The organism is Vibrio gallaecicus (genome assembly GCF_024347495.1).
GTDB lineage: Bacteria > Pseudomonadota > Gammaproteobacteria > Enterobacterales > Vibrionaceae > Vibrio > Vibrio gallaecicus.
On record NZ_AP025490.1, the window covers coordinates 2,235,530 to 2,251,060 of the forward strand.

The window sequence follows — 15,531 nt, forward strand, 5'->3', positions numbered from 1 at the left end:
TGATATGCGGAATTTTCGATACTATATCTAATCCATATTTTGCTAATTTAGCAAAACCACTGGTACATATTTGTCCAAAACCTTATGGCATGAATTCTTACACGTGGTACTTTCTAGCTCGAAAGTACCCCATTATTGGTTTCGCCAAGAAGCCTACGTTATCGGTCGAGTGAATTTTGACCAAATATAAATAATCTGCCCCCCAAAACGCACAAAGTACGAAAAATGGGGGTCATTGTGCTGTTCTTGACTAAAATGAACACGCTGACTTTTGCCCTGTAAATCGTTATAAACTTTTAAGACGGCATGGAATCATATTGGTTGATTAAGCGTCTAAAATCTTCGCTAAGAGCGTTTGACGTGCTTTAAGAGCTCTTCTGATAGCAAAGTCACGGATTTTACATATTTACGAGTAATGACTAACGATTTGTTAGAGGCTTGATACCATTTTTCTCTTTGGCTGATGTCCAGTTTAACTGGTGAAGGTCACTCACTCTATACTTAGGATTTTTATGAAAAATATTTTTTTGGTGTTCTTGTGCTTAATAGTGTCTTTTAACTGTTTTTCTGAGGTAAAAACAGAGCATTACGACAGTGGTGCTCTTATGAGAGAAATTAACCACAAGAACGGTAAGCAAGAAGGCATTACTAAGCTGTACTACGAGAGTGGTGCTCTTAAGGTTGAAGCTAATTTCAAGAACGGCAAGCAAGAAGGCATTACTAAGATGTACAACGAGAGTGGTGCTCTTAAGGATGAATATAACTACAAGGACGGCAAGCTAGAAGGCATTACTAAGATTTACTACGAGAGTGGGGCTCTTTATAGTGAGATTAACTATAAGAACGGCAAGCAAGAAGGCATTACTAAGATGTACAACGAGAGTGGTGCTCTTTATAGTGAGATGTACTACAAGAACGACCAGCTAGAAGGCACTACTAAGAAGTATTACGAGAGTGGGGCTATTAAGAGTGAGATTAACTACAAGAACGGCACACTTCACGGAGCTTTTAAGGTGTATTCACCTGATGGGATATTAACCAGCCGATCAAATTTTATAGATGGCAAAGGGGTTATAGGTGGGCAGTAAAGATAGGTGGTCGATTTACCGTAACGTCGCTTAATACACACCTAAACATAAACCAATTTTTTTGCTAGTACGATTATACTCATCGCATTAGCTCTTCATAACTATTAGCTTTACCATACTTTTAGTTATCCATGAATTGCTAATTTAGGGAAGTCACTGGCAAACTTTTGTCCAAATACGAGTTTCAAAGTCGTACTTGGACCGTAAACGAATCAGTTCAAAAATGCCGATAAAATCCTTTGTCTAAAGTTTCCAAAGTAAAGATCTTCATTCAGTAAAGAAGGTAGCTCTACAGTAGAGCCCCTTCTATTTTCCCAAACGATCTCATTCTCTACATCGATAGGGATCAACCCGTTCCGCTCACTCCGCTGGCACTCTGACTTTGAAGCGGGTTTCTCGTAAACTGCGAAATTGGTATCATGCTTAACCAATATGCAATCTTCTGGAATATCCTGCTCAATTCTTTCAGCAAATCCAATCAAACTTTCTTCGGCAAAGGTATACAACCACGCTTCTTGGTTGGGTGAATCATTGATTCTTAAAATTCGCCCAAGTACTTGCCTGAAGTACAGTTCCGTTTTTACCGAACTCATATGGCAGCAAACCTGCAGCCTTGGAATATCCGTTCCTTCACTTATCATCCCAACACTGACTATCCACTGAACATTCGAATGACGAAACGACTCAATTTCATTTAACGGATTATCATGGTGATAAGTCACTATGCACGCTGATTGATTAAAGTGTTCAGCAAGTCGCTTTTGAATGTCTTTAGCGTGCTTGATAGAAGATGCGACCACTAAGCCTCCAGCTCTTGGGGACTCTTGCCTTATCTGCGCTAGCTTTTGGCAACCACTATTCAATATGTAATTCATAGCGTCTTCGTTATGAATTACACTTTGATAAGAGACATCGGATTGTTTAAGGCAATCAAGAATTGAAGCGAAGTGTTGATTGTCACTGCCAGCCTTAACGCTCAAATGTTCATTATCTATTAAAACGATTTTAGGGCGGCGGCATACTTCGTCTTCAACAGCCTGTTGCAAGCCGTATTGGTAATCGCAAACAACCTTACCATCAGGGTCTGAATACTCAGCCATGACAATCGGTAGTCGATCAGAACGCCAAGGGGTGCCCGACAGCGCCAGAGTATAACGAGCAAAGCCTTGGATCTTAGAGACAATTTCTAGCCCCCATGAGTTTGACCGCCCCTCATCATCAAACGAACAATGGTGGATCTCATCAAATACGACTAAAACTCGATATTTACTGACGGTGTTCCAAAAGCTTTCATCCAAAAAACGGATTGATTGGTAGGTGTAAGATCCTCCAAGAGAACCCAAACCTCCATTAAAGGAACATTCGAGCTTCCATGAAAAGGTCTTTTGCATCCCTTCAGCAACAGTCAGAGAGGGCGAGAAGCACAGCACTAAGTCAATCATGCCTTGTTTAAATAACCGACTCGCGACCTCGGCGGCCATAACGGTTTTACCAGCTCCAGGGGTCGCTTGGCAGAAGAAGTGTGAATGCTTGTTTGAAGTGAGTTTCTCGATAGCTTGAGATGCGCACTCGGCTTGCCATGCTCTTAACATTGATGAGCCTTACTTTGCGTGACTTGCATCCAGTTGGTTAGTGCATTAATTCTGCCTAATAGCTTAGCTGAGCGTTCTCTTGCTGCATTGAATAGCGGCTGCATATCTTGCTTGTTGTTTGGGAAACGCGTTAACAACGATTGGTATTCCTCAATCTCACCTAAAGTAATCGCCAGCTCACCTTCATGCTGCTTCTTCTCTTGCTCTAATGCATTTAGAGAGCACTCTGGAGTTTGAACAGCTATTGAATCGACCTTAGCTTTCCTATTTCGAGCCGATCTAGGCTCAATTGTGAGCGCTTTGAATTCGTTAGTTTGATGGTAGCGTTTGTCTCTGCGAGTCCCAATAACAGAAAGCCAACCTTTCTCCTCAAGTGATAGAAGTTGCTTATAAACATACTTTCGAGCGTCGTCCTTACTCGGGAAGGTCGCACAACTGGTCAGCAAAGCATCCCTAGCTTCTGTGACGGAGAAATTATCCATCCCTTTTTCAATCAATAGGTTAAACATGTGAGGGTTAATTCTGGTTACTTTCTTCATGTGACTCTTACAGGCAATAAAAACTTAGGATTGCTAAGTATACAAAAATCAGTAAAACTTAGACAATCTAAGTTATCTAAAGGTTGAAAAGAAATGTGTAAGTGCAAAAAGACAACCCCATCCCAGCGAGGCTCAAAGCTGCGCGTAAAAAAGCCAAGATCACCCAAAAAGATTTAGGGGTGAAAATTGGTATGGAGCAGAGTTCTGCTAGCGGTCGTATGAATCATTACGAGAAAGGCAGGCATGTACCTGATATTGGTACGCTTGAGCGCATGGCTGAAGAGTTAGACGTGCCGCTAAACTACTTTTTCTGTAGGAGCGAATTAAGCGCTGAGTTAGCGTGCGCCATTGATAAGATGAGTGATGAAGAGAAGGTGGCGTTGCTGGAAAAACTAGCGTCTCAATGATTTGGTTATCAACATCGCAGCTTTATACTTTTAGGCTACTTGTACTTAACAACGTACTCAGCGGTAATGCATCTGTAAATCGGGGGGCGAGAATCCTATCCTCTGCTGTAATCGCTCTCGTATTGTACGCTGAACCTTTATCTATTTGCTCTAACATCACCTGTTCTAATGAACATTCAAATGGGTTCTCCAAATAGGGGAATTTCAGTATGAATGTCCTAGATAGTACTTCTTTGTTCAACGTACTTTTGTTCTCTTTAAAGCTCATTATCATGGCATCTTTCAAAAAGTGCTTGAGCCTTCGACACTCTCCACGACACATTGAAAATAAGGGATATAGAATTTCATTCTTAGTCAGTATTGGTGTTTGCTCGTAGCCCATTCTAGAGGCTAGTCCAGCCACAAATCTAGCAAAGTGTTTCTTTTGTTTAGCATCAATACTGTATTGAGTGTTGGTATTTTTCGCGTCACTTTCAACCTGAAGCAATTTAAAATAATTGATTTCTCTGCGCCAACTCAATCGAGAGTTCCACTGCGGCTCCTTCGCGATAACATCAGCATAAGGCATTCCAACCAATACAAAGGATACACCGGCTTCCTCACTGATATATTTAAATGTATTAGCGATGGTTTGTCTTTCATCCGCAGTCGAAAACTCCACAAGCTCTTGAATCTCATTAACAATAATGAGCTCGACAGATTTACGTTTTAACTGAGTTACCACTCCTTCAGCAAGTGCAATTTCATTCCTCTTTCGTACTGAACGTCCTCCTGATTTTGAGTCCAGATCAACGAGAAATTGAGTCAAAGTATTTTGTTCATTTACTCGACTAGGAATTCGGGTACTTAGGACTGTTTGCTTGGACCAACTCGTTCCTGTATTGAAGCGTGAAAGGTAGTTATTGATCAAAGCGGTTTTTCCACTTCCCGATTCGCCTGTTAATAGGAATGACTCAGGTTCACCGCCTAGTAATTGATTAAAGCGAAGTTGGTCAAATATCGAATAGATCTCCGTAATTTCGGGGTACTCAATAAAACAATTATCGTAGGCTTTCAACTGTTCACACTGCATGGAAGTAACATTCACGATTAGTAGCCCTCTATCTCTTCAAGATCATCATCGTCCAATGATAGTTGAGTACTAACAACGTTTAATGCTGAATTACTGCTTTCATTTTTTCTAACGATTGAGCTAGGTCCTTCCGTGCCAACATCTCTGTATTTTGCAATCTTAGAAGTGTTCCCTGTTTTAGGTTGGGTGAGCTTTTTGTTTTTAGAACTACGCATTCTCTCTGCTTCCCCTTCAATAAGAGCTTCCATATAGAGATAGGTATCGGCTAAAGACTCTTCATTGACGAGGCTTCGGGTATTCAACCTGCGCACTCTTTGAATTCGCTCATGTTCGAACAACGAAAGTCCATTGGTATACCCACTGTTATCAACCGCTGGGACTTTTATGTATTTCTTTTCTGATTCAAGAAAAACGTAGATAGCGCTTATGTCCGACGGATCGGTTTTTGTCCTGACGAAGAGTTTCCTTTGTGAATTAACCGAATTGTATTTTCGATACTCTATGAGCTCATCCGATTGATAGCGCAAATTGTGCAACCTTATCCCAGCGATCCCTATCGTCCGGTGCCTTAACAACCCCAACTCAATACGTAACTCGGCCGCAGCTTGTCCTTGGTAGAAATTTGGAAGCCATTTCGATTCATTCCACTTATGATAAGGAACATTCCTTTCTCGACTATCAGAGTCCATGTGATAGCGGTCGATAACCCATTTATGTATTAACTCCATAAATACAGAAACTCTAACGGCAGACTCTTTTTTAGGATCGTAATCTTTAAGCTGAGTGGGGTTTGTGAATGTTTTTCCAGGCAGAGCGTTAACCAACCCCTTGTTTAGTTGATCAAATAACTTTTCTATACCGGTCTTTCTCCACGGTTTGGCAGCTTGGCTGTATCGAATATCCGACACCAAAGGTCTCAAAGAGTCCTCTAGGCTATCACTCCAAAACTCGGCACCATTATCAACGACCAGATAGTCTATTTTTCCATGACATGGCCAATCATTTGTTATTGAGGGATATTTTTCGCTTACCCAGCGCTTGTCTAGCAAAGTACTCAATAGTGCTTTTCTGACGGAATCAAAACTAGGCTCTCTAAAGTTAACGCTAAAGCCGACGATACACTTACTAAACCTGTCATAGAGCATGGTTAGATATGGGCGACCTAATGGAATATCCAATTCATCATCAATCAGTATGACAGGGACTGGAGTGTGGTCAATTTCAACGTACTCCATCGGTTTCGTCGCCTCTATTTGCTGGCCTACAGAACGAAACTCTCTATCTGCATATCGCTTTCCATACCTTCCCACTGCAACATCATAGGGTGGTAAACTATTCACTCTGTCATAAAATGCTCTTTGGCTAATTCGCTTGATTTTGCCTTCGACTATTTCTTGATTGGCTTTAATTACTCGGCTTTTGTAATAGCGGTAAGCCTCTGCAACGCTTAAACGCTCTTTAGTCAGGTATTTTTTTTCAATCGCTTCATCAATGAGCGACTGTGAATCTGTATGAACGGTTCTATTTCCTTTTTGGGCGTGTTTAGGAATGAGCGAAAGAACGGCTCTCCCTGATTCAAAATACATTTTCTTCCAGCCGGCAAGAACTCGCCAACTCGGTGGAGATAGCCCTAGCTCTTGTTCAACCTGATTTAAAATCGGTACAAGATTTTTTTCTGTCCACCCACCTTTTAGACGTTTTTCAGTAAATTGAATGACTTTAAGACGTCGTAATACTTCTTGCTGAGTTTTTACAGTATAGGTATCAATGGAAGGGAGATACGATTTATCTTCTTCAAATAAATCACTCGGTATTTGGGTTACTAATTCCGCTTCGTTGGCAGAAGCTTCCATTTCATCAATGAAACCAAAAACGTCATCAAAATCTGACGTCATACCTAACACCAAACGTAGCTATTCAAACCAAAATCAGAGCTTCTAATATCAGTCTTAACTCTCCCTGACGATAGCCAACAGAGTGTTGATATCAGAGTTTCATGCTCAGACAGTCCTAAGTGGTCGGAGATTTCGCGTAATTGTACTTTCTGTCTACGTTGTATAAATCCGAGAACAGACTTTTGCGCTTTAGTGATGGTATGCAAACCAGAGTAACGATGTAACAGCTTTAAGTTACTAAATATTGGGTCAATACGAATTTGTTTCTCTGTCACTAAAACAAGGCGTTTTCCTTGTTCTTCTAGTGCTACTCGCTGTTTTTCAGCAAATCGGAGCCTGAAGTCTGGTTTTAAAATCTGGCTTGAGTGCTTAATCTCAATAAGAGTAGATTGGTCGTTATGATTATCGGCTAAAAAATCTGGCGTATAACGACACTTGCGACCATTAAAGTAGTAATAAAAACCGTGTGGTTGAGATATGTACCCTTTAACATCAGGGTTATATTCGAGATGGAAACAAAAATCGAACTCTAAAACAGAGAGAGTGCGAACAACAGCATCATTTTTCAAGCTCATGAACTTGCAGATGTTGTGAACGTGAGAGGATTTTTTGGTTTGGTCGAACATAGTGCGCATCACTTTTGTTGTAAACCTACAACAAAAAATAGACTATGCTGACTTATAGTGCAAATTTGCTAACTTCTTTGCAATTTATGCTAACTTAGTTTGCAAACATCAAATGGGTGGAAGCCCCAGCCACATCCCGGCACACACGTCGCCCGCTGCGGCTGCTCCCTTCCAGGCCTGACCGAGTTCACGAGTTAGTGTTGCGGGAGGACCAGGGCCTCCATAGGTTCTGTTTCAATAAGGCTTGCCTTAGTGAGTGACTGGATTATCAAGCATCGGGATCTCTATTGCAAGTACCTTAGTAGAGGAATCTTACTTTTTTGGTTTAACCGTTGCTTATTCAAACAATCTGCCTATTGTGCCATCGTACTAAGCACTTTTTTGAGCGTTTTTCTCACAAGATCGATTATACACTTTGTCACAGTTACCATTGCCATCAACAAAAGTGCATTTCCTCCCAATATCTCTTTTAGATTGATACATTGCCGAGTCGGTTTTAGACAAGATCTCTGATAAGTGCTTATCTCGTTTACGATTAGCTGATACGCCAACTGAAACGGTAATTGAGAGATACAAGTTATGTATTTCACTCACAAACATGAATTCACTTAGTTGCTCAACAATTGTATCTAAGTCACTACTCTTAGCTTCCCCGATTAAAACAAATTCATCACCACCAACACGGTAGCTATACCCTCTCCAATGCGTATTTATTACGTTGGCGTATTGTTGAAGAACTAAATCCCCAACCTCATGCCCATAGGTATCATTAACTTGTTTAAAATGGTTAATATCGAGTGAAACGACAGTATGCCAAGGTTTCACTTTTCTACGATACTTGCTCTGTAAGCTACGCCTATTACGTAATTTAGTCAGTGAGTCTGTATAAGCTTGCTTCTTGAGCAAGAGAGTTGTAACAAGCATAAACCCTAATACTATGACAAACAGACCTTGAGATCGTCGGGACAGCTGTTGCTCGGCTTCCAACGTTTCTCGCCAATCTGGCAGTTGATCGTATTTTTGATTAATTCGATCGGTGTCTATCATTGCTAATGCTTTATCGAATAAAGGGGTCAGCAAGGCACCTTTTTCATTCTTGACTAAACCAATCGCTATTTGAGATTGATATATATTGCCGATTGATTGCGCTGGAGTAATGGGTAATAAGCCTTGCTCACGAAACACATGACTTAAGCCTGCCAAACTGTGTGCTACATAATCCACTTCTTCATTAAGTAAAGCATCTATCAATTCTGCATTACTATCATAGTAATGAAGAGATTTATTAGGGAGCAACAAGCTTAATAGTTCATCAAAAAAGTCGTCTTTTACAACACCAATCCTTTCAGAAATAAGCTCAGATATATTCTGATAAACCCTGTCTTTGTAACCAATTCTTTTTACTAGAATGGACTGCGGGGAATAATGCGCAGAAGTGAAATTGGCAACTTTTCTTCTTTGCTGTGAAATGACCAACGGCGCAATAATATCAATTTCTTGATTCAGAAAATCTTGATACATACTTTGCCATGTTTCATTTGATTCATTTACAACTTGGCATTTCAAAGTGAGGATATCGCATGCTTCAAATAACACTTCAGCGCTAATACCATAGGGCTGACCCGGTAAATCAAATTGCGCATAGGGGTAAATATTTTCCAGCTTCACTTTAAGCGGCTGTGTCGTATCAATATCGCTCGTCACGACCCTTTCTCTTAGCGCATTTCTTCTAAGATCATACTGATACTGATTAACCGTTTCTCTTAGTAAACGTTGTACACCTTCAGAATAGATGAAATCGGTAAATCGAGTAAGATCTGTAATATGTTTACCTTTCTTTGCAATAATAGAGACAGGTTTGATTGTTAGTTGGTTATTTAAAAGTTGTGAATTAAAACCCGCCATAAGCATAGGTTTAAGCTGATTAATTGCATCAACAACTCCCTCTACCTGGCTATTTTTGAGTAACGCTTTAGCAGCGTCATGCCCTTGGTACTCAATAATTTCCATATTAGGAAAATGAGATAAAACGAGACTTCCATAGATTGTGTCTTTAGGGACACCGATGATACTTACCTCATCTAAATCTTTGCCTGTATCACTAAATAGAAAAGTGTATTCAATGTTGGTTGGACGAGAAAACTCAAAGACTAGTGAGCGTTGTTCAGTGTGAGTGACATTAGCAGCAAAATCACTGGTACCTTTCGCTACAGAGTCAAGGATAGCGTCAAAACTGGAAAAGTCTTTATAATAGATGGGAATTTGAAATTCTTCAGAAATGGCATCAAAAAGTACTCTCGTTACTATGTCATCCGCTTCTGTCGCGACGATATAAGAGTCATGTTGCTGCCCTGCTTGTGTAATGGAGGTAGTCATCATTACACTAAGCAGTAGGCAGATAAGCCTGTAAAAATATTGCACGCTGCAATTCTCTTGTATTTAACTTACCGTTTAAACCGTAAGCTCTATCCATGTTTACTGTACAAACGAACAAAATACCCTTATCCGGATATGGTCTGTCTTTTATGTATTCTGTTCGTCTTCAGCTCTTAAAATGTAATCTGTCATCCACGCCGTGCCAAGCAGGCACAACCAAACAACGAAAACGGGATTGGGTACTTCAATACTTGGGGTAACGACTAATGCAGCAAAACCCACTGTAGGTAATGTCCAACATAACAGTTTATTCCATCTGAAGGTTTTTAATTTTGTAAGTGCTTCCATTGAGGCCATAATTCCGGTGACACTTAATGCTATCAATGCCGCATAGGGTAAATCAGCTATCCATAAAGGAAGTATCAAACCTAATGACCACCAGCTGTGTTTACTAATAGGTTTCAAATGATTAGCTGCCCACCAAATAACCATGATAGCGAGAGTTTGTACTATCGTCACCCATGGTGTGCCTTCAAGCTTTCCTGCCGATTGGGTCACCATAATCCCCACCTGTAATGTCGCAACGATAAGCCCTGATATTATAACGACCGACAGGCTGCTTCTTTTTGAAAACACCACCATTAGCAATGGAAACAACACCCATACACTGACTGAGAGTGTGATAGGTTGCAGCGGAAGCGTGAGCCCATAAGCAGTCATAGAAGCCAATAGCGCTAAACCAGCGATACCGCCTTGTGGCAGTATCCAAAGCGCAGGAATAACCATAGCAAGCACTGGAATGTCTCCATCACTTAAACTGATTGCTCTGGCACACACTACTGCTAATAATGTAGTGATTAGGAATTGAAATGTGGTAAATACCATAGCTCTCTCCTTCTACCGATCCGTGGTAACTTTGAACTAGGACTTTTTAGTATGGACCAATTTCTATCTCAAATCTTTGCTGTAATTCACCAAATTCCACAAGGAAAAGTAACAACTTATGGAGATGTCGCACGTTTTGCAGGTTTTCCTGGCTACGCTCGGCATGTAGGTAAAGCATTGGGTAACCTTCCAAAAGGCAGTAAGCTTCCTTGGTTTAGAGTGATTAATAGTAAAGGTGAATTGTCACTGGTCGGTGAAAGTTTCGAACGCCAGAAATCGGCACTAGAAAGAGAAGGTATTGAAGTCAGTGAAAAAGGTAAAGTCAAACTCCGAATATACAAATGGCAGCCATAAAGCTGCCAAATGACAATGTTCATACTTCGTATGGATAACTTGATTGTGTGGCTTATCTCACTCCAACTAAACGCAAGTCAACATAGTCCGTTTTATATGTGTCGGTAATGACAGGGGCAACGGTATCTGTAGTGAAACGTAAGCGGTTATTCACTTCTATCGTTGCTCTTACGCTGTAGCGGTGATTTTCTTTAATCTTTTTGCTATCAAAGCCCAGATCAAATTTAAATGGTACCTGCTCCCCGTTTGTCATAAAACGATGTTTTGCTATAACAATTGAAGGTGCGTCAGCTAAGGAGATATCTTCAAGGGTCACCGTCACTAATGCATCTTCAGGTAATGCAATTCGTTCTCTATAAGTCACCGTACCTGAAACCGTTTTAATGCTACTGCCTTCCAATTCTGGTTTGGGTGCAGACTGGCAACCTGATAGTAACCCCAATGTAACTAGCGAAATCACAATAAGCAGTGCCTTTTTCATATTTTCTCTCTTTAATTAAACCTGTCAAATGCGACATTGACTCAGTATATGAAAGCTTTCGTTTTCTGTCTTGAATCCCTATGATTTATTGACAGTTATTTGACTGAGCTAGTAATTTAACACATTATTCTGACGAGTATTTTTTAAGAAGGACGCTGGCAATGAGTCAACCATTAAAAGAATTATTAAACTTACTCCAGCTAGAAAAACTGGAAGAAGGGCTCTTCCGTGGTCAAAGTGAGAATCTCGGATTACCTCAAGTGTATGGTGGTCAAGTATTAGGACAAGCCCTATCTGCAGCTCGATATACTGTAGAAGAAGATAGAAGTGTGCATTCATTTCATAGCTACTTTCTCTTCCCTGGGGATCCTGAAAAGCCAATTATTTATGATGTAGAAAACCTGAGAGACGGCAGAAGCTTTAGTACTCGACGTGTGAAAGCGATTCAAAATGGCCGACCTATTTTCTATTTAACCGCGTCTTATCACGGTGATGCTCCTGGTTTTGAACACCAAAACACCATGCCGGAGATTCCAGGCCCTGAAAACTTTGCTTCAGAAACAGAGTTAGCCAGCCATATTGCTGAGTTTTTACCAGAGAAATTGCGAAAGACTTTTTGCGGTGAAAAACCCATTGAAATGCGCCCAGTCACCGTCGTTAACCCATTAAAGCCGAAAAAGACTGAGCCAAAACAATATTTATGGGTTCGTGCAAATGGTGAGATGCCAGATAACCAACTTATCCATCAGTACCTTATGGCTTACGCTTCGGATTGGGGATTTTTAGTAACCGCATTACACCCCCATGAAGTATCTTTAATGACGCCCAACTTCCAAGTTGCAACCATTGATCACTCTATATGGTTCCATCGCCCATTTAAGATGGATGAATGGCTTCTTTACGTCATCGAAAGCCCAACAGCAAGTAACACTCGCGGGCTTGTACGCGGCGAAATATTCAACCAAAAAGGTGAGTTGGTCGCAACAGCCGTTCAAGAAGGCGTAATGCGTTTCACAAATAAATAACGCAATCTGAATCATCCATATGTTTATGATGGTTTCAAAATAATTAAAGCTCTGGAAACACCAGAGCTTTAATTTTTACGCTGTTACTTACTGCTTTACCATTAACTTGAACCCTTCAATATTTCCCTTCTACCATAGCTAGCTATTTATTCTTGTTCATCCCAATAGCGGCAGATAATTTTAGGGTGCTCAAAGTAAAGCTATTTTTGTACTTTTAGCTACTCTTGCACTTTTAGCTTCAATTCATTTCCAGCATCTCTGAGTAAATTAATTGGAGATAAAACAACACCTTTGACAGCCCCTTGAGTCGCTTCTTCAGCTAAATTTTTCGACTTATCAATTACTTGATCCGCTTTCACCAGTATCGGCGGGATTTCTGCACGTAACAATTCTGATTCAGCAATAACGGCCGGTACCGTATTGTGACGATAGCCTTCACTTTCCAACAATAATGGCGGCACAACTTGCGTCCGATACCCTTTTAGCTCAGTTAGCATAGGTGGGATTATATCCACTCGAACGCGTTTAACTTCTGAAAGCACTGCTGGTACAGAGGTTGAGCGTATGCTCTCTACTTCATCTAATATCAACGGTATTTTTTTATCCACAGAGCTGACAGTTTGGTTCACTTGCTCAACGGTAAGTCGAACTTGCTCAACGGCTTCTAATGCTTGAGGCAGCAATTCCTCTGCAGTTTTCGCAACAACTAACCACTCTCCGACTTGTAGACCATTTGTAAGGCTTTCCAAATCAGTGATGGCTTGTGGATACGTATCAATGACGTCACCCACTTTACTCGTAAACCCATGAATGGAGTAGCCGAGATAAAAAATCGATACAGCTAAAAGTAGCTGAACACCAGTAGTGAACTTTGCAAACATAAGTCGCTCCACAATAGATTTAATGGACTTTAGATTAGAAATGAAACCGTTCCATCAACAGTTTTGTTTAACAGATAGGCAGAGCGGTTGTATATTTCAATGGCTCCATGGCAAAAGTAGAAGTGACGTTCGAAATCCCATCAACGCTATTCACTAAACGCTTATAGAATTCATCGAAGCATTTCATATCTCTCACCTGCACCTTCATCATGTAATCATATTCGCCGGCCATGCGATAAAATTCCATTACCTCCGGAAACTCTGAGACAGTACTGACAAATCGACCATACCATTCATGAGAATGATCACTGGTTTTTATTAGGACAAAAGCGGTAAAAGAAAGGTCCAGCTTTTCTGGGTTCAACAAAGCGACTCGCTTTTCTATCACCCCTTCTTCTTCTAAACGCTTTAACCTTTTCCAGCACGGTGTAGTCGTTAAATTTACAGCTTCAGCCATATCACTTAAAGATAATGTACTGTCTTGCTGCAACAACCCCAGTATTTTTTTATCAACCGAATCTAACATTTCCTTTAAAACCCAATATTAGTAGAAAAGTTTTCTATAAAACTGACTAATCATAGTAAATATAGCAAAGCTTTTCTCCTGAAAAATAGATAAATTATTACCATACTAATTAATAATAACGAATAGACAGCTTAGCTGCTCATGGAGTTTCCTATGTGTACAGACCATCAATGGATCAATAACGCCATCCGTAAAATCGAAGCCGATTACCAACGTTCTGCGGATACTCATCTAATCAAACTCGATCTTCCCAGCATCGAAGGTATTGATGTTTATCTAAAAGATGAGAGTACGCACCCAACAGGTTCTCTTAAGCACCGCTTAGCTCGTTCATTATTCCTTTACGCCATTTGCAATGGTTGGATTGGTCCTGAAACAACGGTTATCGAATCATCTTCTGGTAGCACTGCGGTTTCAGAAGCTTACTTTGCTCGCTTACTCGGTCTACCTTTCATTGCTGTGATGCCAAAATCTACAGCTCAAACTAAAATTGACCAAATTGAGTACTATGGCGGGCAAGCACATTTGGTCGATCGTTCTGACCAAATTTACGCAGAATCTTACCGTTTAGCTGATGAACTCAATGGTCACTACATGGATCAGTTTACTTACGCAGAGCGTGCAACGGATTGGCGAGGGAACAACAACATCGCTAACTCCATTTTCAACCAAATGCAGATGGAAGATCATCCGGTTCCAACATGGGTAGTGATGAGCCCAGGCACTGGTGGTACTTCAGCGACGATTGGACGATTCATTCGTTACCAGCAGCATGAAACAAAACTGTGCGTCGTTGACCCTGAAAACTCGGTTTTCCACGATTACTTTAAAACGGGTGATAAGCATATTACTGGTGACAAAGGCAGTAAGATTGAAGGTATTGGTCGCCCACGTGTAGAGCCAAGTTTTATCACTGGGGTGATTGATGAAATGCGCACGATCCCTGATGCAGCCAGTATTGCCACTACGCACTGGTTGTCTGAGATGTTAGGCCGAAAAGTAGGTGCTTCGACTGGTACGAATATGTATGGGGTTCTTCAATTAGCATCTGACATGAAAGCGCGAGGGGAGAAAGGCTCTATCGTGACTTTATTATGCGATAGCGGTGAACGATACCTAGATACTTATTTTAACGATGAGTGGATTCGTGAAAATATTGGCGACTTAAAAGAGTATACTGCAAAACTAAAAACCTTCGACCAAACTGGCGAAATGTAATTCTAGCTAAGTGAAACATAATAGAGCCCTTTACGGGCTCTTTTGTTTTCAGAGGCTGTAATCACCCAAAACCGTTTTCTTAATTTGAAGTCACGACTACATCCACCTTGTTGTACATTAATCTTTTTGCTTTGCTTCAAAAGCAGCAAGCTGTTCAGCTGTCGCTTTTGGCTGGTGGTTTTGCTTCCACTCATCGTAAGTCATGCCATACACACGCTCACGCGCATCATCTATATCGATATCTACTCCTAACTGTTCAGCTTCTGCTTTGTACCATTTACTAAAACAGTTACGGCAGAAACCCGCTAAGATCATCAAATCAATATTTTGAACATCTTTATTATCATCTAAGTGTGCAAGCAAACGACGGAATGATGCCGCATCTAACTTATCTTGTTCTTCTTGAGAAAGGTTCTTGTATTTGAATTCTGCCACTTTACTTTCCTTCTTAAGGTTTTGTTGTTTTATTATTTTCAGTTACGAATTTTCTGTCCAGCCTTCCTGTTATACAAAAAAAGCCGGCTATTCGCTATACACAAATGCAGGCTTTTCATTAGAAGAGTATT

General features: G+C 40.7%; 16 protein-coding genes and 1 other RNA gene. 5 read left to right on the forward strand and 12 right to left on the reverse strand.

From position 1 onward, the window contains the following. Window positions 1–512: 512 nt before the first annotated feature. Entirely contained in the window at window positions 513–1,088 is a 576-nt protein-coding gene (locus OCU78_RS09540; protein ID WP_137374610.1) for a toxin-antitoxin system YwqK family antitoxin, read from the forward strand. Between the two features lie 212 nt (window positions 1,089–1,300). Here the strand turns inward: OCU78_RS09540 and OCU78_RS09545 are convergent, their stop codons facing one another. Together OCU78_RS09545 and OCU78_RS09550 are read right to left on the reverse strand one after the other, a co-directional pair. Continuing rightward, window positions 1,301–2,680: a DEAD/DEAH box helicase gene (locus tag OCU78_RS09545; protein WP_137374611.1), complete on the reverse strand. Its 1,380-nt coding sequence runs from the start codon at window positions 2,678–2,680 to the stop codon at window positions 1,301–1,303. After that, window positions 2,674–3,219: a hypothetical protein gene (locus OCU78_RS09550; RefSeq protein ID WP_137374612.1), complete on the reverse strand. Its 546-nt coding sequence runs from the start codon at window positions 3,217–3,219 to the stop codon at window positions 2,674–2,676. The genes OCU78_RS09545 and OCU78_RS09550 overlap by 7 nt, the downstream gene beginning before the upstream one ends. A 101-nt stretch (window positions 3,220–3,320) precedes the next feature. Here OCU78_RS09550 and OCU78_RS09555 point away from each other — a divergent pair, with 101 nt between their 5' ends. Then, window positions 3,321–3,626 carry a helix-turn-helix domain-containing protein gene (locus OCU78_RS09555; protein ID WP_137374613.1) on the forward strand — a complete coding sequence of 102 codons (306 nt, stop codon included), beginning with the start codon at window positions 3,321–3,323 and terminating at the stop codon, window positions 3,624–3,626. A gap of 22 nt (window positions 3,627–3,648) precedes the next feature. Here the strand turns inward: OCU78_RS09555 and OCU78_RS09560 are convergent, their stop codons facing one another. The 6 genes from OCU78_RS09560 to OCU78_RS09585 form a co-directional block, all read right to left on the reverse strand. Beyond that, window positions 3,649–4,698 carry a TniB family NTP-binding protein gene (locus tag OCU78_RS09560; RefSeq protein WP_137374792.1) on the reverse strand — a complete coding sequence of 350 codons (1,050 nt, stop codon included), beginning with the start codon at window positions 4,696–4,698 and terminating at the stop codon, window positions 3,649–3,651. A gap of 17 nt (window positions 4,699–4,715) precedes the next feature. Beyond that, complete coding sequence (locus OCU78_RS09565; protein WP_137374614.1) at window positions 4,716–6,593, reverse strand: Mu transposase C-terminal domain-containing protein; 1,878 nt, start codon at window positions 6,591–6,593, stop codon at window positions 4,716–4,718. 2 nt (window positions 6,594–6,595) lie between these two features. Further along, the gene (locus tag OCU78_RS09570) at window positions 6,596–7,219 is read right to left on the reverse strand and encodes a TnsA endonuclease N-terminal domain-containing protein (RefSeq protein ID WP_137374615.1); all 624 of its coding nucleotides are present in this window, start codon (window positions 7,217–7,219) and stop codon (window positions 6,596–6,598) included. A gap of 120 nt (window positions 7,220–7,339) precedes the next feature. Continuing rightward, window positions 7,340–7,436, reverse strand: an RNA gene (gene ffs, locus OCU78_RS09575) — signal recognition particle sRNA small type. A gap of 152 nt (window positions 7,437–7,588) precedes the next feature. Beyond that, the gene (locus tag OCU78_RS09580; RefSeq protein ID WP_261856014.1) at window positions 7,589–9,640 is read right to left on the reverse strand and encodes a GGDEF domain-containing protein; all 2,052 of its coding nucleotides are present in this window, start codon (window positions 9,638–9,640) and stop codon (window positions 7,589–7,591) included. Window positions 9,641–9,742: 102 nt separating this feature from the next. Further along, window positions 9,743–10,480, reverse strand: a complete 738-nt coding sequence (locus OCU78_RS09585; RefSeq protein WP_137374617.1) for a VP0952 family biofilm-associated protein — start codon at window positions 10,478–10,480, stop codon at window positions 9,743–9,745. Window positions 10,481–10,531: 51 nt separating this feature from the next. On the opposite strand from OCU78_RS09585, the gene OCU78_RS09590 reads away from it, so the two are divergent. Beyond that, on the forward strand, window positions 10,532–10,834 hold the full coding sequence (locus OCU78_RS09590; protein ID WP_137374618.1) for an MGMT family protein: 303 nt from the start codon (window positions 10,532–10,534) through the stop codon (window positions 10,832–10,834). Between the two features lie 52 nt (window positions 10,835–10,886). Here OCU78_RS09590 and OCU78_RS09595 read toward each other — a convergent pair whose 3' ends face one another. Beyond that, the gene (locus OCU78_RS09595; RefSeq protein WP_137374619.1) at window positions 10,887–11,315 is read right to left on the reverse strand and encodes a YbaY family lipoprotein; all 429 of its coding nucleotides are present in this window, start codon (window positions 11,313–11,315) and stop codon (window positions 10,887–10,889) included. A 161-nt stretch (window positions 11,316–11,476) separates the two neighbouring features. Here OCU78_RS09595 and tesB point away from each other — a divergent pair, with 161 nt between their 5' ends. Further along, complete coding sequence (gene tesB / locus OCU78_RS09600; protein ID WP_137374620.1) at window positions 11,477–12,340, forward strand: acyl-CoA thioesterase II; 864 nt, start codon at window positions 11,477–11,479, stop codon at window positions 12,338–12,340. Window positions 12,341–12,558: 218 nt separating this feature from the next. Here tesB and OCU78_RS09605 read toward each other — a convergent pair whose 3' ends face one another. Together OCU78_RS09605 and OCU78_RS09610 are read right to left on the reverse strand one after the other, a co-directional pair. Further along, the gene (locus OCU78_RS09605; RefSeq protein WP_137374621.1) at window positions 12,559–13,221 is read right to left on the reverse strand and encodes a hypothetical protein; all 663 of its coding nucleotides are present in this window, start codon (window positions 13,219–13,221) and stop codon (window positions 12,559–12,561) included. Between the two features lie 67 nt (window positions 13,222–13,288). After that, window positions 13,289–13,747 carry an Lrp/AsnC family transcriptional regulator gene (locus OCU78_RS09610; protein WP_137374622.1) on the reverse strand — a complete coding sequence of 153 codons (459 nt, stop codon included), beginning with the start codon at window positions 13,745–13,747 and terminating at the stop codon, window positions 13,289–13,291. Window positions 13,748–13,900: 153 nt separating this feature from the next. On the opposite strand from OCU78_RS09610, the gene OCU78_RS09615 reads away from it, so the two are divergent. Continuing rightward, window positions 13,901–14,965, forward strand: coding sequence for a PLP-dependent cysteine synthase family protein (locus tag OCU78_RS09615; RefSeq protein WP_137374623.1), 1,065 nt, complete (start codon window positions 13,901–13,903; stop codon window positions 14,963–14,965). Window positions 14,966–15,082: 117 nt separating this feature from the next. On the opposite strand, the gene OCU78_RS09620 is transcribed toward OCU78_RS09615, so the two are convergent. Further along, window positions 15,083–15,400, reverse strand: a complete 318-nt coding sequence (locus OCU78_RS09620) for a DUF1244 domain-containing protein (RefSeq protein WP_137374624.1) — start codon at window positions 15,398–15,400, stop codon at window positions 15,083–15,085. Between the last annotated feature and the right edge of the window lie 131 nt (window positions 15,401–15,531).

Excerpts from the sequence above, each read along its gene's own strand:
- OCU78_RS09540 (WP_137374610.1), top strand. The coding sequence starts at position 513 with ATGAAAAATATTTTTTTGGTGTTCTTGTGCTTAATAGTGTCTTTTAAC.
- OCU78_RS09545 (WP_137374611.1), bottom strand. The coding sequence starts at position 2,680 with ATGTTAAGAGCATGGCAAGCCGAGTGCGCATCTCAAGCTATCGAGAAA.
- OCU78_RS09550 (WP_137374612.1), bottom strand. The coding sequence starts at position 3,219 with ATGAAGAAAGTAACCAGAATTAACCCTCACATGTTTAACCTATTGATT.
- OCU78_RS09560 (WP_137374792.1), bottom strand. The coding sequence starts at position 4,698 with ATGCAGTGTGAACAGTTGAAAGCCTACGATAATTGTTTTATTGAGTAC.
- OCU78_RS09565 (WP_137374614.1), bottom strand. The coding sequence starts at position 6,593 with ATGACGTCAGATTTTGATGACGTTTTTGGTTTCATTGATGAAATGGAA.
- OCU78_RS09570 (WP_137374615.1), bottom strand. The coding sequence starts at position 7,219 with ATGTTCGACCAAACCAAAAAATCCTCTCACGTTCACAACATCTGCAAG.
- OCU78_RS09585 (WP_137374617.1), bottom strand. The coding sequence starts at position 10,480 with ATGGTATTTACCACATTTCAATTCCTAATCACTACATTATTAGCAGTA.
- OCU78_RS09590 (WP_137374618.1), top strand. The coding sequence starts at position 10,532 with ATGGACCAATTTCTATCTCAAATCTTTGCTGTAATTCACCAAATTCCA.
- OCU78_RS09595 (WP_137374619.1), bottom strand. The coding sequence starts at position 11,315 with ATGAAAAAGGCACTGCTTATTGTGATTTCGCTAGTTACATTGGGGTTA.
- tesB (WP_137374620.1), top strand. The coding sequence starts at position 11,477 with ATGAGTCAACCATTAAAAGAATTATTAAACTTACTCCAGCTAGAAAAA.
- OCU78_RS09605 (WP_137374621.1), bottom strand. The coding sequence starts at position 13,221 with ATGTTTGCAAAGTTCACTACTGGTGTTCAGCTACTTTTAGCTGTATCG.
- OCU78_RS09610 (WP_137374622.1), bottom strand. The coding sequence starts at position 13,747 with ATGTTAGATTCGGTTGATAAAAAAATACTGGGGTTGTTGCAGCAAGAC.
- OCU78_RS09615 (WP_137374623.1), top strand. The coding sequence starts at position 13,901 with ATGTGTACAGACCATCAATGGATCAATAACGCCATCCGTAAAATCGAA.